Annotated in this window: 19 protein-coding genes; 4 read left to right on the forward strand and 15 right to left on the reverse strand. The window is 69.4% G+C overall.

Features of this window, described 5'->3' with window-relative positions:
- Positions 1-235 precede the first annotated feature (235 nt).
- A complete protein-coding gene (locus tag AB0L06_RS21690; RefSeq protein ID WP_500232855.1) occupies positions 236-1,828 on the reverse strand; it encodes a GMC family oxidoreductase in 1,593 nt (530 codons plus the stop codon).
- 85 nt (positions 1,829-1,913) lie between these two features.
- Between AB0L06_RS21690 and AB0L06_RS21695 the strand changes: the two genes are divergently transcribed.
- On the forward strand, positions 1,914-2,555 hold the full coding sequence (locus tag AB0L06_RS21695; RefSeq protein WP_500232856.1) for a cob(I)yrinic acid a,c-diamide adenosyltransferase: 642 nt from the start codon (positions 1,914-1,916) through the stop codon (positions 2,553-2,555).
- 173 nt (positions 2,556-2,728) lie between these two features.
- Entirely contained in the window at positions 2,729-3,457 is a 729-nt protein-coding gene (locus AB0L06_RS21700) for a DUF4097 family beta strand repeat-containing protein (RefSeq protein ID WP_500232857.1), read from the forward strand.
- Positions 3,458-3,527: 70 nt separating this feature from the next.
- On the opposite strand, the gene AB0L06_RS21705 is transcribed toward AB0L06_RS21700, so the two are convergent.
- The 14 genes from AB0L06_RS21705 to AB0L06_RS21770 all read right to left on the reverse strand — a co-directional run bounded on the left by AB0L06_RS21705 (position 3,528) and on the right by AB0L06_RS21770 (position 16,352).
- Positions 3,528-5,030 carry a M28 family peptidase gene (locus tag AB0L06_RS21705; RefSeq protein WP_500232858.1) on the reverse strand — a complete coding sequence of 501 codons (1,503 nt, stop codon included), beginning with the start codon at positions 5,028-5,030 and terminating at the stop codon, positions 3,528-3,530.
- A 114-nt stretch (positions 5,031-5,144) separates the two neighbouring features.
- The gene (locus tag AB0L06_RS21710) at positions 5,145-5,648 is read right to left on the reverse strand and encodes a DUF2550 domain-containing protein (protein ID WP_500232859.1); all 504 of its coding nucleotides are present in this window, start codon (positions 5,646-5,648) and stop codon (positions 5,145-5,147) included.
- Between the two features lie 8 nt (positions 5,649-5,656).
- Entirely contained in the window at positions 5,657-6,049 is a 393-nt protein-coding gene (locus AB0L06_RS21715) for a F0F1 ATP synthase subunit epsilon (RefSeq protein WP_500232860.1), read from the reverse strand.
- A 75-nt stretch (positions 6,050-6,124) separates the two neighbouring features.
- Positions 6,125-7,558, reverse strand: coding sequence for a F0F1 ATP synthase subunit beta (gene atpD, locus AB0L06_RS21720; RefSeq protein ID WP_500232861.1), 1,434 nt, complete (start codon positions 7,556-7,558; stop codon positions 6,125-6,127).
- A 4-nt stretch (positions 7,559-7,562) separates the two neighbouring features.
- On the reverse strand, positions 7,563-8,462 hold the full coding sequence (locus tag AB0L06_RS21725; protein WP_500232862.1) for a F0F1 ATP synthase subunit gamma: 900 nt from the start codon (positions 8,460-8,462) through the stop codon (positions 7,563-7,565).
- A gap of 4 nt (positions 8,463-8,466) precedes the next feature.
- On the reverse strand, positions 8,467-10,101 hold the full coding sequence (gene atpA, locus AB0L06_RS21730) for a F0F1 ATP synthase subunit alpha (RefSeq protein ID WP_500232863.1): 1,635 nt from the start codon (positions 10,099-10,101) through the stop codon (positions 8,467-8,469).
- An 88-nt stretch (positions 10,102-10,189) separates the two neighbouring features.
- Entirely contained in the window at positions 10,190-11,008 is an 819-nt protein-coding gene (locus AB0L06_RS21735; RefSeq protein ID WP_500232864.1) for a F0F1 ATP synthase subunit delta, read from the reverse strand.
- Positions 11,005-11,541 carry a F0F1 ATP synthase subunit B gene (locus tag AB0L06_RS21740; protein WP_500232865.1) on the reverse strand — a complete coding sequence of 179 codons (537 nt, stop codon included), beginning with the start codon at positions 11,539-11,541 and terminating at the stop codon, positions 11,005-11,007. Before AB0L06_RS21740 ends, AB0L06_RS21735 begins: the two co-directional genes overlap by 4 nt.
- A 35-nt stretch (positions 11,542-11,576) precedes the next feature.
- The gene (gene atpE / locus AB0L06_RS21745; RefSeq protein WP_500232866.1) at positions 11,577-11,825 is read right to left on the reverse strand and encodes an ATP synthase F0 subunit C; all 249 of its coding nucleotides are present in this window, start codon (positions 11,823-11,825) and stop codon (positions 11,577-11,579) included.
- Between the two features lie 66 nt (positions 11,826-11,891).
- Positions 11,892-12,701, reverse strand: a complete 810-nt coding sequence (gene atpB / locus AB0L06_RS21750; protein ID WP_500232867.1) for a F0F1 ATP synthase subunit A — start codon at positions 12,699-12,701, stop codon at positions 11,892-11,894.
- 136 nt (positions 12,702-12,837) lie between these two features.
- Positions 12,838-13,098, reverse strand: coding sequence for an AtpZ/AtpI family protein (locus AB0L06_RS21755; RefSeq protein WP_500232868.1), 261 nt, complete (start codon positions 13,096-13,098; stop codon positions 12,838-12,840).
- Between the two features lie 81 nt (positions 13,099-13,179).
- Positions 13,180-13,647 (reverse strand): Cg1360 family ATP-synthase-associated protein, encoded by a 468-nt coding sequence (locus tag AB0L06_RS21760; protein WP_500232869.1) that lies wholly within the window; start codon positions 13,645-13,647, stop codon positions 13,180-13,182.
- A gap of 309 nt (positions 13,648-13,956) precedes the next feature.
- The gene (locus tag AB0L06_RS21765; RefSeq protein WP_500232870.1) at positions 13,957-15,216 is read right to left on the reverse strand and encodes a glycosyltransferase family 4 protein; all 1,260 of its coding nucleotides are present in this window, start codon (positions 15,214-15,216) and stop codon (positions 13,957-13,959) included.
- Between the two features lie 122 nt (positions 15,217-15,338).
- Positions 15,339-16,352, reverse strand: a complete 1,014-nt coding sequence (locus AB0L06_RS21770; protein WP_500232871.1) for a DUF2207 domain-containing protein — start codon at positions 16,350-16,352, stop codon at positions 15,339-15,341.
- Between the two features lie 374 nt (positions 16,353-16,726).
- Between AB0L06_RS21770 and AB0L06_RS21775 the strand changes: the two genes are divergently transcribed.
- Entirely contained in the window at positions 16,727-16,909 is a 183-nt protein-coding gene (locus AB0L06_RS21775; RefSeq protein ID WP_500232872.1) for a hypothetical protein, read from the forward strand.
- Between the two features lie 378 nt (positions 16,910-17,287).
- On the forward strand, positions 17,288-17,812 hold the full coding sequence (locus AB0L06_RS21780) for a hypothetical protein (protein ID WP_500232873.1): 525 nt from the start codon (positions 17,288-17,290) through the stop codon (positions 17,810-17,812).
- Positions 17,813-17,862: the final 50 nt, after the last annotated feature.

The raw sequence follows: 17,862 nt of genomic DNA on the forward strand, positions 1-17,862 counted from the left end.
GGCGGAGATGAGGAGACAGAAGATGTTGCACCACTCGTTCACCCAGGGCATCGCCACCCAGCGCGTAGCGACGTGGCGCTCGGAGGCCAAGGCCACCAAGCGCGCGGCGAAGGCCAAGGCGAAGGCGCGTCAGCGGTGACCCCCGCAGCCAAGCGGCCGCCGTCCCTGAAACCGGACGGCTGTCCCGACGACAAGAGGCCCTCACCACCTTCCGGTGGTGAGGGTCTCTCCCTTTTCACACCGATGCGGGAGCGAGCGGCTCACGTCCCCGGATCAGGTCCGCGGCCCGCTCGGCGACCGCGATCGTCGGCGCGTTGGTGTTGCCGCGCGGCACGGACGGCATGACCGACGCGTCCACCACCCGCAGCCCCTCGACGCCGCGCACCCGCAGCTCCGGGTCGCACACCGACGACGCGTCCCCGCCCATCGCGCACGTGCTCGTCGGGTGGAACAGCGTCGCGACGTCGCGCCGGACGAACGCCTCGACGTCCTCGTCCGCCGCGGCCTGCTCGCCCGGCGTGTGCTCCCCCGCGATCAGCGACGCGAGCGGCCCGGTCGCGGCGATCTCCCGGGCCTGCCGGACGCCCGCGACCAGAACGTCCAGATCCGCCTTGGCCGCCAGGTAGGCCGGGTCGATCAGCGGCTTGGCGTACGGCGACGCCGAGCGCAGCGTGAGCGCGCCGCGGCTCTCGACCGCGACGGCCGTGACGAACACCGACAGCAGCCGCGCCGACGACTCCACCAAGCCCTGCTCGACGAACGGCGTGGGCAGCACGTGGTACTGCAGATCCGGTGCGGGCAGGCCGTCCACGGTCCGGGCGAACCCGCCGACCTCCGCCACGTTGGACGCGTAGGGCCCGCGCCCGAACGCCTGCCACTGCGCGAACTTCAGCGGGCTCGGCAGCTCGAACAGGCTCTTCACACGCGGCGTCGCGAACATGACGTTCACGAACGGATGGTCCTGGAGGCCCTGGCCGACCTGCGCGTCCACGACCACGTCGATCCCGTGTTCGCGCAGGTGGTCGGCCGGTCCGATGCCGGACAGCATGAGCAGCTGCGGGCTGTTCACCGCGCCGCCGGAGAGCACGACCTCGCCCTCCGCGCGCGCCGTGACCGTCTCCCCGCGCAGCTCGTAGGTCACGCCGACGGCCCGTCCGTCCTCGATGACGACGGAGGTGACCAGCGCGTCCGTGACGACCGTCAGGTTCGGACGCTCCAGGACGGGACGCAGGTACCCGGCCGCCGTGGACCAGCGCCGTCCCTGCTTGTGCGTGACCTGGTAGGAGCCGACGCCGTCCGGGTCCGCGCCGTTGAAGTCGCGGTTCTCCGCCAGCCCGGCCGCCCGCGCCGACTTCACCCAGGCGCGCGAGAGCGGGTGCGTGTACCGGCGGTCCTCGACGTGCAGCGGCCCGCCGACGCCGTGGAACTCCGACTCTCCGCGCGCCTGATCCTCGGCCCGCCGGAAGTAGGGCAGCAGGTCGGCGTAGCCCCAGCCCTCGCAGCCGTAGGAGTCGCGCCAGGTGTCGTAGTCGTACCGGTGCCCGCGGATGTAGATCATCGCGTTCGTGGACGACGAGCCGCCGAGCGTCCGGCCGCGCGGCCAGTACACGCTGCGCCCGTCCGCGTGCTCCTGCGGGACGGTCGAGTAGTCCCAGTCGAGCGGGCCCTTCATCAGCGCAGCGATCGCCGCCGGGACGTGGATCTCCATGGCGTCGTCCGGCGGCCCGGCCTCCAGCAGCAGCACCCGCGTCCCCGGGTCCTCGCTCAGCCGGTGCGCGAGCACGCAGCCCGCGCTCCCGGCGCCGACGATGATGTGGTCGTACGTCACGGGCGCCTCCACAAGGGGTCAGACCAGGCAAGTAAGTGAAAACCTACAGAACCAGACTCGGGGCCCCGCTGGATAGGCTCGGCGTATGGCGAAGAACAGGGAGACCCCCGTCGTGCTGTCGCGCATCTACACCCGGACGGGCGACGACGGCACCACCGCGCTCGGCGACATGTCCCGCACCCGCAAGACCGACCCCCGGCTCGCGGCCTACGCCGACGTGGACGAGGCGAACGCCGCGATCGGCGTCGCGGTCACGATGGGCGGCCTCGGCGAGGACATCGTCACCGCCCTCACCCGCGTCCAGAACGACCTGTTCGACGTCGGAGCCGACCTGTGCGCCCCCGTCGTACCCGACCCCGAGTACCCGCCGCTGCGCGTCGAGGCGTCCTACGTCGAGCGCCTGGAGGGCCTCTGCGACGAGTTCAACGCCGACCTGAAGCCCCTCCGCAGCTTCATCCTCCCCGGCGGAACACCCGGCGGAGCCCTCCTGCACGTCGCCCGCACCGTCACCCGCCGCGCCGAGCGCACCGCGTGGGCCGCGATCGAGGCGCACGGCTCGTCCCCCCTGGACGAGTCGGGCCGTCCCACCGAGGACGCGGCGGCGAACGGCGTCAACCCGCTCACCGCCAAGTACCTCAACCGGCTCTCCGACCTGCTGTTCATCCTCGGCCGCGTCGCGAACGCCGAGCACGGCGACGTCCAGTGGAAGCCGGGCGGAGAACGCTGACCCACCCCGCGCACGGGCCGACCCCCGACACACCATGCGCACGAAGTAAACCCCGGCACAACTTGGGGGTGGGGTTAACCCCACCCCCGAGTCTGTAGCCCTCCACCTCGTGTTTCACGGCGTCGGACCGCGAAAATAGAGGAGTCCGCCCCTCCGAGCGAAAAGACGCCACGATGAGCCTGCCCGCGAAGACCCTCACTTCGGCCGCCGCCCTCCTGGGCGTCCTCTCCCTGTCGGCCTGCGGCGGCACGAGCCTCGGCCTCGCCAAGACGGAGAAGGACCAGCGCTCCTACACCGTGGCGCAGAAGCTGACCGGCCTGCGGGTCACGGGCCACACCGGCAAGATCGAGGTCGTCGGCGCGGACGTCAGCGCCGTCAGCGTCACCGAGAACCTCCGCTTCACCGACAACGGGCACCCGAAGGCCCAGCACCAGGTGAACAACGGCGTCCTCGAGGTGTCCTACACCTGCCCGGGCTCCATCTCCCTCAGCGGCCGCACCTGCGAGGTCGACTACCGCGTCACCGTGCCCCGCGCCCTGACCTCCGAGCTGCGCACCGACACCGGCGGCATCACCCTGTCCGGCCTCACCGGCTCGGTCTCCGCCCGTGCCAACACCGGCAGCATCACCGGCACCGCCCTGCGGCCCGCCGCGTCCGGGCACCTCACCGCCCGCACCGACACCGGCGACATCCGCCTCACCCTCGGCACGGCCGCCGCCAACGTGACCACCCACGCCAACACGGGCCGGATCAAGATCGTCGTCCCGGCCGCCGGACGGTACGCCGTCACCGCCGACACCAACACGGGCAAGAAGCAGGTCACCGTCCCGACCTCGTCCGACTCCCCGCACAGCATCGAGGCCCGGACCGACACCGGCGACGTCACCATCGCCTCCGCCTGAGAACCCGAAAGCCCGGCCCCGGCGCGCGGAGCGCACCGGGGCCGGGCCTGGTGACGAGGTCACCCGGTGCTTAGCGAACCAGGTGGCCGCCGCGGTACATCGGAGCGGTCGGCGCCGGCATGGCGAAGGTGCGGCCGGTGCGGAGGGCCTCACCGTTCACCGGGAGGGTGCTCTTGGCGAACGACTGGACGGCGAAGGCGACGCCGTCGGCGTTGGTGTCGAGCAGGTTCCAGTTGATGTTGGTGATGCGGTCGCACTTGGCGTGGTAGCAGGCGTCGTACGGCTCGCCCGCCTTGCCGCCGAACACCTTGGCCTCCTCGGCGGTCTTCAGGCCCTCGGCGCCGGTGTCGATGCCGCCGGCCGGGATGCCCGCATCGAGGAAGGGTCCGTAGTCGGAGCGGCCGTTGAAGTCGCTCGGGACGGTCGGCAGCTTGCGCTTGCCGTAGTAGTCGTTGATGACCTTCTGGATCGCGGCCGAGCCGTGCGGGGCCGTCGGATCCGAGCCGTTGTAGACGCCGCGGACGCCGTTCGGGGACGCGGTCATGTCGAAGTTCAGGTTGAGCGCGATCTTGGCCTTGTCGGCGGCGGACAGCGTGGTGACGTAGTGCTCGGCTCCGAGCAGGCCCTCCTCCTCGGCGCCCCACCAGGCGAAGCGGACCTTGTTCTGCAGGCCCTTCTTGCCCAGCTTGGAGATGTTCTGCGCGATGGTCAGGATGGTCGAGGTGCCCGAGCCGTTGTCGTTGACGCCGGGGCCCGCCTCCACGCTGTCCAGGTGCGCGCCGACGACCACGACGTTGTCGGAGCGGCCGAACCTGGTCTCCGCGATGACGTTGTTCGTGGTGCGCTTCTCGTTGAGCGTGTCGGTCTTGACGTGCAGCTTCAGGCCGCCCGCGTTGGCGAGCTTCACCAGGTCGGAGCCGACCTTGTAGCTCGGGCCCAGGACCGGGACCGAGACCGGGCCGCCGAGGGTGCCGCCCACCGGGCCGTCCGCGACGGTCGGCTTCTGGTAGATGACGACCGCGACGGCGCCCGCCGCCTTGGCGTTGGACGCCTTCACCGCGAAGTCGCAGCCACCGCGCTGGATCAGCGCGATCGCGCCCTTCGGGAAGGACGCGAAGTCGCCCGTCTGGCAGCCCGAGTCGCCGTCGGTGTTCGGCGCCGGGGTGTCCACCGCGGCGGCCTCCGCCGTCACGTCGCCCGACCCGGAGTACTGGTAGGCGGTGAAGTCGTCGCCGTTCTTGTAGTCGGCCTGGTTCGGCGCGACCTGGCCGAAGACCGCCGGGGACTTCTCCTGGTAGTAGTCGAAGTCGAAGTTCTGGACGGTGGGCTTGTACCCGGCCTTCTTCAGCTCACTGACGACGTACTTGGACGTGACGGTGAAGCCGGCCTGACCCGCGGCGCGGTTGCCGCCGTTGTAGTCGGCGATCGTCTGGAGGTTCTCCAGGTGCCGCTTGATGTCCTTGACCGTGACCAGTTTGGCGAGGTCCTTCGGGGCCGGATCCGCGTTGGCGGACGGCACCACGAGACCGGTGGCGGCGAGCACGGCGGCCGCACCGATGGCGAACTTACGCACATGAACTCCCGAGGGGGGACGAACAGGGGTGCCAAGATCATGAACGAAAGTGGTCAATTACGACAAGTGTCGGCAACATATTTGACCAAGGCGATACTCACCCCGCCGAGCCGCTCAGGGCTCCCGCACGGGCGAATCCACTGGTGAGCCGGGCGGCGCGGCCTCCAGCCACGCCAGGAAACCGGTCAGCGCGGCCGCGCCCATCGCCAGCTCCAGCCGCCGCCCGCCGTCCCGCACCTCGACGATCGTCACGTCCGGCAGCAGCCCGGCCGCCTCCTCGCCCTGCGGGACGCGGCGTCCGGCGACGACAAGGCCCCGGCGGTGAATCACCTGCCGGGGCCTACGCCTGAAACCGAACACGCGGTGCCACTGGAGCACGTCGCCTTTGTACCGGCCGAAGCCGAGCCGCCACGGACCATGGGCGCCAGCGGACTCGCCGCCGGCTCCCGCCGGCCCGCCGTCCGCGCCCGCCCGCAGCTCGCGCAGCGAACACTCGACCGTCCCGCCCGCGCGGACGAACAGCCAGCGCCGAAGCGTGAGCACGCCGAACACCAGCGCGACCAGCAGGACGACGGCGGCGAGCACCGTGCCCGCGTCCAGAGCCAGGTGTCCGCCCAACGCGTCGGCTAGGCTTCCGCGCCCGCCGCGCGCAGCCGGGCGCGTGCCCGGCGCTCGGCCGTGCTGTCCTCGCCCGCCCCCGCCGTCGTGAGCGCCTCGTCCAGCGCCCGGCGGGCGTCGGCGACGTCCACCTCGGCGCCCAGCTCGGCCTGCTCCGCGAGGACCGACACCTCGTTGTCGGCGATCGAGAAGAACCCGCTGCCGACCATGGCGCTGATCCACTCGCCACCGTCGGCGGGCTCGATCTTCACCACGCTGCCGTCCAGCAGGACGCCCAGCACCGGGGCGTGACCCGGCATGATGCCGAGCTGGCCCTCGATGGTCTGCGCGACCACCATCTTGGCCTCGCCGGACCAGACCTCACGCTCCGGTGAGACCAGCCCGACCTTCAGGGTTGCCACGAATCATTCCTCCGAAAACTGGAGCGGACCACCGGACCGCGCCCGCGCCCGGCGGGCGCGGTCCGGCGGAGCGGACTACTTCTCCAGCTCCTTGGCCTTCTTCTCCACGTCCTCGATGCCGCCGCACATGAAGAACGCCTGCTCGGGGATGTGGTCGTACTTGCCCTCGCAGAGCGCCTTGAACGAGGCGATCGTCTCGTCCTTCGGCACGGTGACACCGGGCTGGCCGGTGAACTGCTCGGCCACGTACATCGGGTGCGACAGGAAGCGCTCGATGCGCCGCGCCCGCTGGACGGTGACCTTGTCCTCCTCGGACAGCTCGTCGATACCGAGGATCGCGATGATGTCCTGGAGTTCCTTGTACTTCTGCAGGATCCGGATGACCTCCTGCGCGACGGAGTAGTGCTCCGCGCCCAGGATCTGCGGGTCCATGATCCGGGAGGACGAGTCCAGCGGGTCCACCGCCGGGAAGATGCCCTTCTCGGAGATGCCACGCGAGAGCACGGTCCGCGCGTCGAGGTGCGCGAACGTGGTGTGCGGCGCCGGGTCGGTGATGTCGTCCGCGGGGACGTAGATCGCCTGCATCGAGGTGATCGAGTGACCCCGGGTCGAGGTGATGCGCTCCTGCAGCTCGCCCATCTCGTCCGCGAGCGTGGGCTGGTAGCCCACCGCGGACGGCATGCGGCCGAGCAGCGTGGAGACCTCGGAACCGGCCTGCGTGAAGCGGAAGATGTTGTCGATGAACAACATCACGTCCTGCTTCTGGACGTCGCGGAAGTACTCCGCCATCGTCAGACCCGACAGGGCGACGCGCATACGCGTGCCCGGCGGCTCGTCCATCTGGCCGAAGACCAGGGCGGTGTCCTTGAGGACGTCCGCCTCGTCCATCTCGACCCAGAGGTCGTTGCCCTCACGCGTACGCTCACCGACACCGGCGAACACCGAGGTGCCACCGAAGTTGCGCGCGACGCGGCGGATCATCTCCTGGATGAGGACGGTCTTGCCCACACCCGCGCCACCGAACAGACCGATCTTGCCGCCCTTGACGTACGGGGACAGCAGGTCGATGACCTTGATGCCGGTCTCCAGCATCTCGGTCCGCGACTCGAGCTGGTCGAACGCCGGGGGCTTGCGGTGGATCTCCCACCGCTCGGTGACGTTCAGCGACGCGGTCGGGACGTCCAGGGTCTCGCCCAGGGCGTTCCACACGTGGCCCTTGGTGATGTCACCGACGGGCACCGAGATGGCGGCGCCGGTGTCGACGACCGCGGCGCCACGGGTGAGGCCGTCGGTCGGCTGCATCGAGACCGCGCGGATCACGTTGTCGCCGAGCTGCTGGGCGACCTCGAAGGTCAGCGTCTTGCTCTCGCCGCCGAGGGTGATCTCGGCGTGCAGCGCGTTGTTGATACCCGGCACGGCGTCGGCGGGGAACTCCACGTCGACGACCGGGCCGATGACCCGGGTGACGCGGCCGGTGGCCGTCGTCGTCTCCTCTACCTGTGCGGTCACTCTCTCACTCCCCGCCAGAATCGGCGAGCGCGTCAGCGCCACCGACGATCTCGCTGATTTCCTGGGTGATCGCCGCCTGTCGCACCTGGTTCATCTGGCGCGTGTAGACACCGATCAGTTCGTTCGCATTGTCGGTCGCCGACTTCATCGCCCGCCGCCGGGCCGCGTGCTCGGACGCGGCCGACTCCAGCATCATGTGGAAGATGCGGCTCTCGATGTAGTTCGGCAGCAGCAGGTCGAGCACGTCCGCGGCGGACGGCTCGAACTCGTACGCCGGGGGCGTACCGCCGTCGGAGGCCGTGGTGTCCTCGATCTCCAGCGGGATCAGCCGGCGGACCTGGACAGCCTGCGTCAGCATCGAGACGAACTCGGTGTAGACCACGTGGATCTCACCGACCCCGCCCTCAGCGTCGGTCTTCAGGAAGTCCGCGGCCAGCCGCCGTCCGATGCCCTCCGCGTTGGCGAAGGACGGACGGTCGCTGAACCCGGTCCACTGAGCGCCCATCTCCCGGTTCCGGAAGCGGTACCAGGTGACGCCCTTGTTGCCGACGACGTACGGAACCGGCTGCTTGCCCTCGGCGCGCAGCTTGGCGATCAGGGACTCCGCCTCGCGGATCACGTTGGCGTTGTAACCGCCCGCGAACCCGCGGTCGCTGGTGATGATCAGAACGGCCGTGCGGACGTCCTCCGGCTGCTCGTTGAGCAGCGGGTGGTCGATCCCGACGTCGTGGCTGACCAGCGCCGTGAGGGCGCGGACGATCTGGTCGGCGTACGGCTTCGCCGCCGCCACCGCCGCCTGCGCCTTCACGATGCGCGACGTCGCGATCATCTCCTGGGCGCGCGTGATCTTCGCGGTGGACTTCACCGACCGGATCTGCTGCCGCAGTTGACGGATCTGGGCCATGACGTCAGCCCTTCTTGACGCGCTTGATCGTCTCCTGCTCGACGTCCTCGTCCGCGATCGGCTCGGCGGACTCGTCGCCGAGCAGTCCGCCCGAGCTGGTCTCGAACCCCTTCTTGAACTCCGTGATGGCGTCCTTGAGGGTGGTCAGACTGTCGTCGGAGAGCTGGCCGGTCTCACGGATCGCGGTCAGCATGCCGCCGTGCTGGCGCTCGACGTGGTCGAGGAACTCGTCCTCGAACCGGCGGATGTCCTCCACCGGCACGTCGTCCAGCTCGCCGGACGTGCCCGCCCACACCGAGACGACCTGCTTCTCGACCGGGAACGGCGAGCCCTGCGGCTGCTTGAGCAGCTCGACCAGGCGGGCGCCGCGCTCGAGCTGGGCGCGGGAGGCCGCGTCCAGGTCGGACGCGAAGGCCGCGAACGCCTCCAGGTCACGGAACTGGGAGAGCGCCAGACGCAGGGTGCCGGCGACCTTCCGCATGCCCTTGATCTGCGCCGAGCCACCGACTCGGGAGACCGAGATACCGACGTTCACCGCGGGCCGGACGCCCTGGTTGAACAGGTCGGTCTCCAGGAAGCACTGACCGTCGGTGATCGAGATGACGTTGGTGGGGATGAACGCCGAGACGTCGTTGCCCTTGGTCTCGATGATCGGCAGACCGGTCATCGAGCCCGCGCCCAGGTCGTCCGACAGCTTCGCGCAGCGCTCGAGCAGACGCGAGTGCAGGTAGAAGACGTCACCGGGGTAGGCCTCACGGCCCGGCGGACGACGCAGCAGCAGGGACACGGCGCGGTACGCCTCGGCCTGCTTCGACAGGTCGTCGAACACGATCAGGACGTGCTTGCCCTGGTACATCCAGTGCTGGCCGATCGCGGAACCGGTGTACGGCGCGATGTACTTGTAACCGGCCGGCTCGGACGCCGGGGCGGCCACGATCGTGGTGTACTCCAGCGCGCCCGCTTCCTCGAGGGTGCGGCGCACGTTGGCGATCGTGGAGCCCTTCTGGCCGACGGCGACGTAGATGCAGCGGACCTGCTTGTTCTCGTCGCCCGTCTCCCAGGCTTCCTTCTGGTTCAGGATGGTGTCGATGCAGACCGTGGTCTTACCGGTCTGCCGGTCACCGATGATCAGCTGCCGCTGACCGCGACCGATCGGGGTCATCGAGTCGATGGCCTTGATGCCGGTCTGCAGCGGCTCCTTGACCGACTGTCGCTGAACGACGGTCGGGGCCTGCAGCTCCAGCGCACGACGCTCGGTCGACTCGATCGGGCCCTTGCCGTCGATCGGGTTGCCCAGCGCGTCCACGACGCGACCGAGGAAGCCGTCGCCGACCGGGGCCGAGAGGACCTCGCCGGTGCGGCGGACCTTCTGGCCCTCCTCGATCTTGCTGGAGTCACCCAGGACAATGGCGCCGATCTCACGGACGTCCAGGTTCAGAGCCAGACCGCGCGTGCCGTCCTCGAACTCCAGGAGTTCGTTGGCCATCGCGGAGGGAAGGCCCTCGACGTGCGCGATGCCGTCGCCGGAATCGACGACGGTGCCGACCTCTTCGCGCGCGGCGGCCTCGGGCTCGTACGACTGGACGAAGCGCTCCAGCGCGTTCCGGATCTCATCCGGACGGATCGTCAGCTCCGCCATGATTCCTCTCTTGCTCCCTTGGGGCTCAGGTGGCTCGTCGGTGGCTCGTCGTGCGTGCAGCTTGCCGAGCGGCGCGAGCCGTCGCTCGTCAGCTGGCGAGCCGCCGGCGGACGTCGTCCAGCCGTCCGGCGATCGTGCCGTCGATGATCTCGTCCCCGATCTGGACCGACAGGCCGCCGATCAGAGTGGGGTCGAGCTCGATGTTGAGGTGTACTTGGTGGCCGTAGGCCGTGGCGAGCACGGCGGCGAGCCGGGTGCGCTGGTCGGCCGACAGGTCCACCGGCGTGCGCACGAGCGCCACCAGTCGCTGCCGCCGCTTGGCAACGAGCCTGCCGTACTCGGCCAGCCCGCCTTCCAGGCTACGTCCCCGCGGGCGCAGCACAAGCTCGGTGACCAGCTCGAGCGTCGCGGCGGTGACCTTGCCGCCGAGCAGCGCGTCCAGCAGGCCCTTCTTGCGCTCGTCCGGGATCCCGGGCGACGACAGCGCCCCGCGCAGCGCGGGGTCGCCCTCCACCACCCGCGAGAACCGGAACAGCTCGTCCTCGAGGTCGTCGATCTGGTCGTCGGCCTCGGCGCGCGCGGCCTCGGCGGTGACCGCGAGGGTCTCCACTCCGTCCGACATCTCCGAGGGCTTGGACCACTTCGTCCGCACGACATCGGCGACCAGCCCGAGAGCGGCCGGCGAGACCTTGCCCTCAAGCAGGACCTGAACGAGCTGCGCCTTGTCCGCGCCGTCCCGGGACGGGTCGGAGACCGCCCGCCGCAGGCCGTGCTCGCGGTCGAGCAGGTTCAGCACCGCGAACAGGTCCGCGCCGAGCCGGCTCAGGTCGGCGGACGGAATGACCGCCTCGAGCCGCTCCTGGGCCGTGGCCAGCGACGCCCTGCTCACCGCTCCCGTGATGGTCATGATGTGATCTGCTCCCGCGTGCTCGCGCGTCCCTCGAGCTCCTCGAGGAACCGGTCGACGACGCGGCTCTGCCGGGCGTTGTCCTCGAGGGACTCGCCGACGACGCGGCCGGCCAGCTCGACCGACAGGGTGCCGATCTCGGAGCGCAGCGACTGGAGCGCCTGCTGCCGGTCGGCCTCGATCTGGGCGTGCGCCGACTCGACGATCCGCCGAGCCTCGGCCTGGGCCTGCTCGGTGATGTCGGCCTTGATCTGGGCGCCCTCCTCGCGAGCCTCCTCGCGAAGCCGGGCGGCCTCCTTGCGGGCCTCGGCGAGCTGGGCGCGGTACTGCTCCAGCGTCTCCTTGGCCTCGTCCTGAGCCGCCTCGGCGCGCTTCAGGCCGCCTTCGATGGCGTCCGTCCGCTCGGCGAGGGTCTTCTGGATCTGCGGAACCAGCTTCCAGCCGACCAGGATGAGGACGACGAGGAAAGCGATGGTGCCGAAGATCAGCTCAGAGGCTTCTGGGACCAGAGGGTTTTCCGAAGCCAGCATCATCTAGTTCCCACCTTCCGATTCAAGTAGTGGAAGGTTTACTTGTGCACGAACGGCACAACGAAACCGATGAGGGCGAGCGCCTCGGTGAGCGCGAAGCCCAGCAGCATGTTCTGGCGGATGACGTTGGTCAGCTCGGGCTGGCGGGCGATCGCCTGCACACCCTGACCGAAGATGATGCCCACGCCGATGCCCGGGCCGATGGCGGCGAGGCCATACGCGACGGAGCCGAGGCTGCCGGTGACGGAGTCGCTGCCAGCAAGGGTGTTGACGGCTTCAGCGAGCATGTGCTCTTTCCTTTTCACTCGACCGGCGGGGCCGCCCCACCGGAGGGTTGCTTGGTTGCGGGTGGATCAGTGGTCCGCGTGCAGGCCGCTCTGGATGTAGCTGGCGGCGAGCAGCGTGAAGATGAACGCCTGGAGAGCCTGGATGAACAGCTCGAAGGCGGTCATGACGATCGTCATGACGAAGCCGACGATTCCAACTCCGGCGCCCAGGACGGTGAGCTTCTCCACCAGGAACCAGTAGGCGACCGAGGCGAAGAAGGCGAGCAGCAGGTGACCGGCGAACATGTTCGCGAACAGTCGGACCGAGTGCGTGAAGGGGCGCAGGATCAGGTTCGAGAGGAGCTCGATCGGCGCGAGGATGATGTACAGCGGCTTGGGCAGGCCGGGCGGGAACATCATGTTCTTGAAGTAGCCGACCAGGCCCTGGTGCTTGATGCCCAGGAAGAGCATCATCCCGTAGACCGCGATGGCGAGCACGATCGGGTACGCGATGTGCGAGTTCACCGGCAGGTACAGCACCGGGACGACGCCCATCCAGTTCATGAACAGGATGAAGAAGAAGGTGGAGAACAGGAACGGCATCCACCGGTCCCCGTCCTTGCCGAGCATCGGCCGGGCCACCTGGTCGCGTACGAACAGGTAGGCGACCTCGCCCACGTTCTGCACGCCCCGCGGCACCAGCTTCGCGCCGGCGAACGCGCGCCACGCGAAGACGATCGCGAGCAGGCCCGCGAGGGCGACGATCAGGGTGGGCTTGGTGAGCCAGTGCAGCCACGAGGGACCGTCGGGGAACAGCGGCCCCCAGTGGAAGATTTCGAGGCCGGGTGCCTCGAACTCGTCTCCACTGCCGGAGGCGAGGAGGTGCGGCGCGCTCACGCGGCAGTCCCTTCGTCAGTGACTCGGCTAGTCAGTCGGTGGTTCTTCGTCGGCTGCGTGCCCGGAGGCAGCGGCGACGTTCCAAAGTCGGCGTAGGGCTTCGCCGCTGCGGGCGGGGCGTGCTTCGGCTGTCGCCTCAGCCCGTCCGCCCGTAGCGGTGGAAGACCAGGTAGAGCGCGAGAGCAAGGCCCACCAGGATTCCGATGGGGAACAGCGCCGAGGTGCCCAGCCATCGATCCAGCAGCCAGCCGAGCCCGCCGTACACCGCCATCCCGCTCAAGATGTAGCTCGGGATCGACCAGGCGGCGTTGGCGAAGCCTCGGTGTTCCGCATCGATTCGATCCTGCTCGGATTCCTCGGAGTCCTGCGGATCGGGCCGGTGCCCCTCCTCGCTCATCGCAGGACGGACCATAGCAGGCCACCCCCCCGGTGGTCATATTGGAGTAGTCCAATCCCGCCATGATCATCCGAGGGTGCATCACGGGCTCCGGTCGGCCGGAGTGGCGACGTCCTGCTCGGACACGTCTCGCGCCGGGGCGTTCTGCCCGGACGGGGCGGGGTCGACGTAAAGCTGCTTGGCCTTCAGCGTGCTGCGGATCTCCGTGCCGAGCCAGACCAGGGTCAGGGCGACGACGGTGAACGCGAACGCCCGCGGGTTCCACGCGGTGGCGTCGCTGAAGGCGGCGATCAGCGCCAGCATCACCAGCAGCTTGCCGATGTAGCTGAACACGGCGGCCGCGAACATCATCTGCGGCGAGATCCGCGAGGCGTAGCTGACCGCCACGACGCTGACGGAGAAGAAGACCAGGACAGTGACCGTGCCGAGCCCCGCGCCGATGGCGCCCTTGGCGCCGGCGAGCAGTGCTCCGAGAACGATGGCGATGACCCCGGCAGCCGCAGAGGGAATCGCGGCGCCGCGTAGCATCCGGGCGTCGGAAGAGTGCATGTGGGCTCCGAGCGGTCACTTTCAGTGGTCGGCTCTTGTTAGTGAAAGGTATCACAAGCGTCCAGAACGTCCACAATTACCCAAGATGTAATGAATGGACGCTCCCGAACGTTACCTGTGCACCACGGACTGTAGCCCAGGTCTTCGTTCGGATTCCGCGGAACGCCGTGGGGCACGCCGGGACCCGGCACGCCCGCCGCGACGTCGCGGTGACGGGCGCAAGTCTAGGAGCAGCCGAACGATGCTCGGACCGTCCGGACGGTGCGGTCAGACGTGCCGGCGGTGCGGTCAGATGTGCTGGCGGTGCGGTCAGATGTGCTGGCGGTGCTTGCCGGTGCCCGCGTCCGGAACGTCCGTCCCCGGGGCCTGAGCTGCGGCGACGTCGGGAACCGGCAGGTCCCCCGCAACCGCGGGCGCGACCGTCGCGGTGACCGGGACCGACAGCGTGGGGCCCGCGGCGGCGGCACGGCGGCGGGCCACCCGCGGCAGCACGATCATCAGGACGACTCCCCCGACCGCGACGGTCAGCGTGGCCGACCCCACCAGGACGAGGTTGCTGGTGGTGGCCATGCCCATCAGCCCGCCGGCGAGCAGCCCGACCCAGAAGTACATGATCAGGACGGCGCGCCGGACCGAGTGGCCGAGTTCCAGCAGGCGGTGGTGCAGGTGCCGCTTGTCGGGGCTGAACGGCGAGCGGCCGTCGTTGGTGCGCCGCCAGACCGCGAGCAGCATGTCGACGAACGGGACGGCCGCGACCAGCGGCACCAGCAGCAGCGGCACGTACAGCGGGAACAGCCGGTAGGTGCCGATGATGGCCGGGTCGAACTGGCCCGTCAGCATGATCGTCGAGCCGGACAGCAGCAGCCCGATCAGCATCGAGCCGGTGTCGCCCATGAAGATCCGGGCCGGGTTGAAGTTGTGCGGCAGGAAGCCCGCGCAGATCCCGACCAGCACGGCGGCGGTCAGCGTCGGACCGCTCAGCGTCGTGATGCCCTTGGCGTGCGACAGCAGGTAGGCGTAGGAGAACAGGGCCAGCGAGGCGATGCCCACGACGCCCGCGGCCAGGCCGTCCAGGCCGTCGATGAAGTTCACCGCGTTGATCGTCGCGACCACGACCAGGACGGTCAGCGGGACGCCGTAGGCGGGCGGCAGCGACAGCGGCTCACCGCTCGGCAGGGGCAGCACGTACAGCTGGATGCCCTGCATGATGAAGATCCCGGCGGCGGCGACCTGCCCGGCGAACTTGGTGAGCGGGTCGACCTCCCACCGGTCGTCGGCGATGCCGAGCAGAACGATCAGCCCGCCCGCGAGCAGCAGCGCGCGGCCCACGTTCACGTCGCCCTCGGCCAGCACCTGACGCATCTTCGGCAGCCCGGACGCCACGATCAGCGCCCCGACCATGCCGACGAACATCGCCAGGCCGCCCAGTCGCGGCGTCGGGATGACGTGCACGTCACGGTCGCGCGGGACCGCCTGCGCCCCGAACCAGACCGCGAACTTCCGGACCGCCGGAGTGATCAGGTAGGTCACGAGGGCGGCCACGAGGATGGTCAGCAGGTACTCCCGCAACGCCTCGCGCCTCCCCTCGGCACTCGTCCTGGGCGGGGCTCCACGGCCCCACGAAGATCCCTACGTACGGCGGACACCGAAAGGTTCCGCGTCGTTCACCTTGACGGTGTTCCGGGCCAACTCTATTCCTCCCGTCCGTCGCATGGCGCACATTGGCCGCACAGTGCCGCCGTTCCGGCGATCGCCAGAGTGACCCCCGCCACAGTCAGATCGCCCAGCGACACGGCCCAGATCCCGTAACGATCGACGTCGGCGGCGGCGTCGCCGAGAACGGCGAGAACCGCCGCCACCAGCAAGATCCGCCCGGCCAGGACGCGCCGGGCGCCCCCGTCGAACGCCACCGGCTCGCCGGGCCCGCGACGCCGCAGCATCCACGGCAGGAGGACGACGGTCAGGGCCAGCAGGCCGGTTCCGGTCCATCCGCCGTCCCAGTAAGGGCGGACGTACCGGGGCGCTCGCGGCGTGATCGCGTCCCCGGGTAGCCGTACCCGGACGGTCATGCCCTCATGCGGGCCGAGCCCGGTCTGCAGGAAGTCCATCGCGTAGGGGCCGTCCCGGTCGCGCAGGCAGGGCACGGTCGCGTCGTCCCGTCCGGCCCGGCAGGACGTCTTCCAGTGCGCGGTGGGCGATTCCAGCCGCACGGCGGCGTTGGCGATCGGGACGTCCCAGGTGGTGCCGATCGCGTCCCATTCCAGCTCCCACCGGCCGTCCGGCAGCCGCGTGAACACCCGTCCGAGGTCGTACTCGATCACGTACGCCTGCGCCCCGCGGACGATCCGCCGGCCGTCCCCGACGGTGATCTGGAGATCACGCGGCAGCGTGACGGTCCGCGCCCGCGCCGGGGCCCCGGTGGACGAGCTGGTCCGCAGGCCATCGATGTCGAACACCCGTTCGCCCCGCCGGTACGGCACCCGCCGCACGAACCCGTGCGCGCCGTCCGGCCCGAAGTCGAAGGTGATCGTCTCGCGGACGTCCACGACGCCGTCCCGCCGGATGACCAGCGCCACGTCGTAGGTGGGGATCGTCCCGTCCCCGGCGAACCGCCGGGTGGCCTCGCGCGCCCGCGCGGGCGCGGCGGACAGCAGGACCAGCACAAGCACACAGACGCCCGCGACCGCCGCTCCACGGCTCCGCACCGGCACGTCGCCCCCAGCTCTCAGCTCAGCCAGCCCGCCCATGCTCCCACCAGCGACCCCGGCACACCGCGACAACGAAACGATTACTCTTCGATGCCATCAGTCACTCTGTGTCGAGGCTACGCGGCGACTGTCGTCACGGAGCGTGTACGGATGGCCTCCCACCAGCAACGAGATGTCGTACACAACGTGTAAAAGTGCCGGGATGTCCGACGTCGATCTTGCTACGGTTGCGATCTTTCCCTCGCTCGCACCCCCCTCACTCGTCGGGGCCAGTCCACCCCAGTCGGCGCCGGCCGCGCCGGCGCTGACCAGCAGGCTCGGCAAGATGGACGTCCACCGGCAAGAAGTACTACGACTCCCGGGTCATGGGCGTGAAGGTCATTTCCACCGGCCGTCCCGCCGACTGGAAGCTCACGTTCCACGCGCACGACTGGTACTCGACGCACGTCGACCACCTCCACGTGTGCGAGGTCGGCATCAAGGCCTCCAACTGGAAGTACGTCTACGGACCGTGGAAGAAGCTCTACCGAGCGTTCTTTAGCAAGATCATCTGAATGGCCGGGCGGCCCTCACCGCCCGACCATTCGCCTTTCCCTGGGCGGCTCCGACCGTTCCCGGAGCCGTTCGGCGGATGTTCATCGGGCCGTTCCCGGTCCGGATTCGGTCGTCGAACAACGAATGTGATGAAAGACACATGGCCGGGTGGGCACTTTCCATGGTTCTGGCATTTGTGCAGCTCAGAGATCCTTTATATGGCCCCGACCGGGGGGCTCAGGCCTGTCCCGAAGCTGGTTGGACGCCGGATGAACCGCTTCGGTTCCCGTCCCTTCGAACATTGCACTGCGTCACGAAAAGGCATGGAAACAGGCGTCGAAGATCCTGCTACGGTTACGGCGATCTTCACCCCGATACCTCCCAGAAATGGAGTATCCATGCGACGCATCGCCACCGTGGCGATCACCTCCGGCGCGCTGGTCGCCGGTCTGATGGCGACCGGCGGCAACGCCTTCGCCGACACGACCGGCAAGGCATCGGTCGTCAGCAGCACGCAGGGCGCCCGTCCGGGCGTGCCTGCCGCGGGCGACGGCATGACCGCCCAGGGCAAGAAGGCCTTCACCCTCAAGAAGTCCGGCCTGGCCGCGACCACCGCGTACGGGTACTACTGGTTCAGCAGCTACAACCACAAGCCGATCCGCGTGCTCGACGGCCGCGTCCGCGACAACAAGCGGGGCCTGTACTCCTGCATGCAGGTCGTGTTCTGGCCCGGCAAGTACCAGAACCCGCGGCTGGCGCACCAGAGCTACTTCATCTACAACACGCACGGCAAGGGCACCACGGCCCGCCTCACCATCTCGTCCTACCTCACGGGCAAGATGTACATGCGCGAGTGCGAGGGCTACCCGGTCAAGGGCGGCTTCCACGTCTCGCACGGCGGCAAGTGGCGCATCTTCTACTGATCGACCCTCCGTCCGGCGCGCTGACGCGCGCGGACGTGATCAGTAGATGA

The sequence above is a fragment of the Spirillospora sp. NPDC052269 genome (assembly GCF_040679435.1).
Classification (GTDB): Bacteria; Actinomycetota; Actinomycetes; order Streptosporangiales; family Streptosporangiaceae; genus Spirillospora.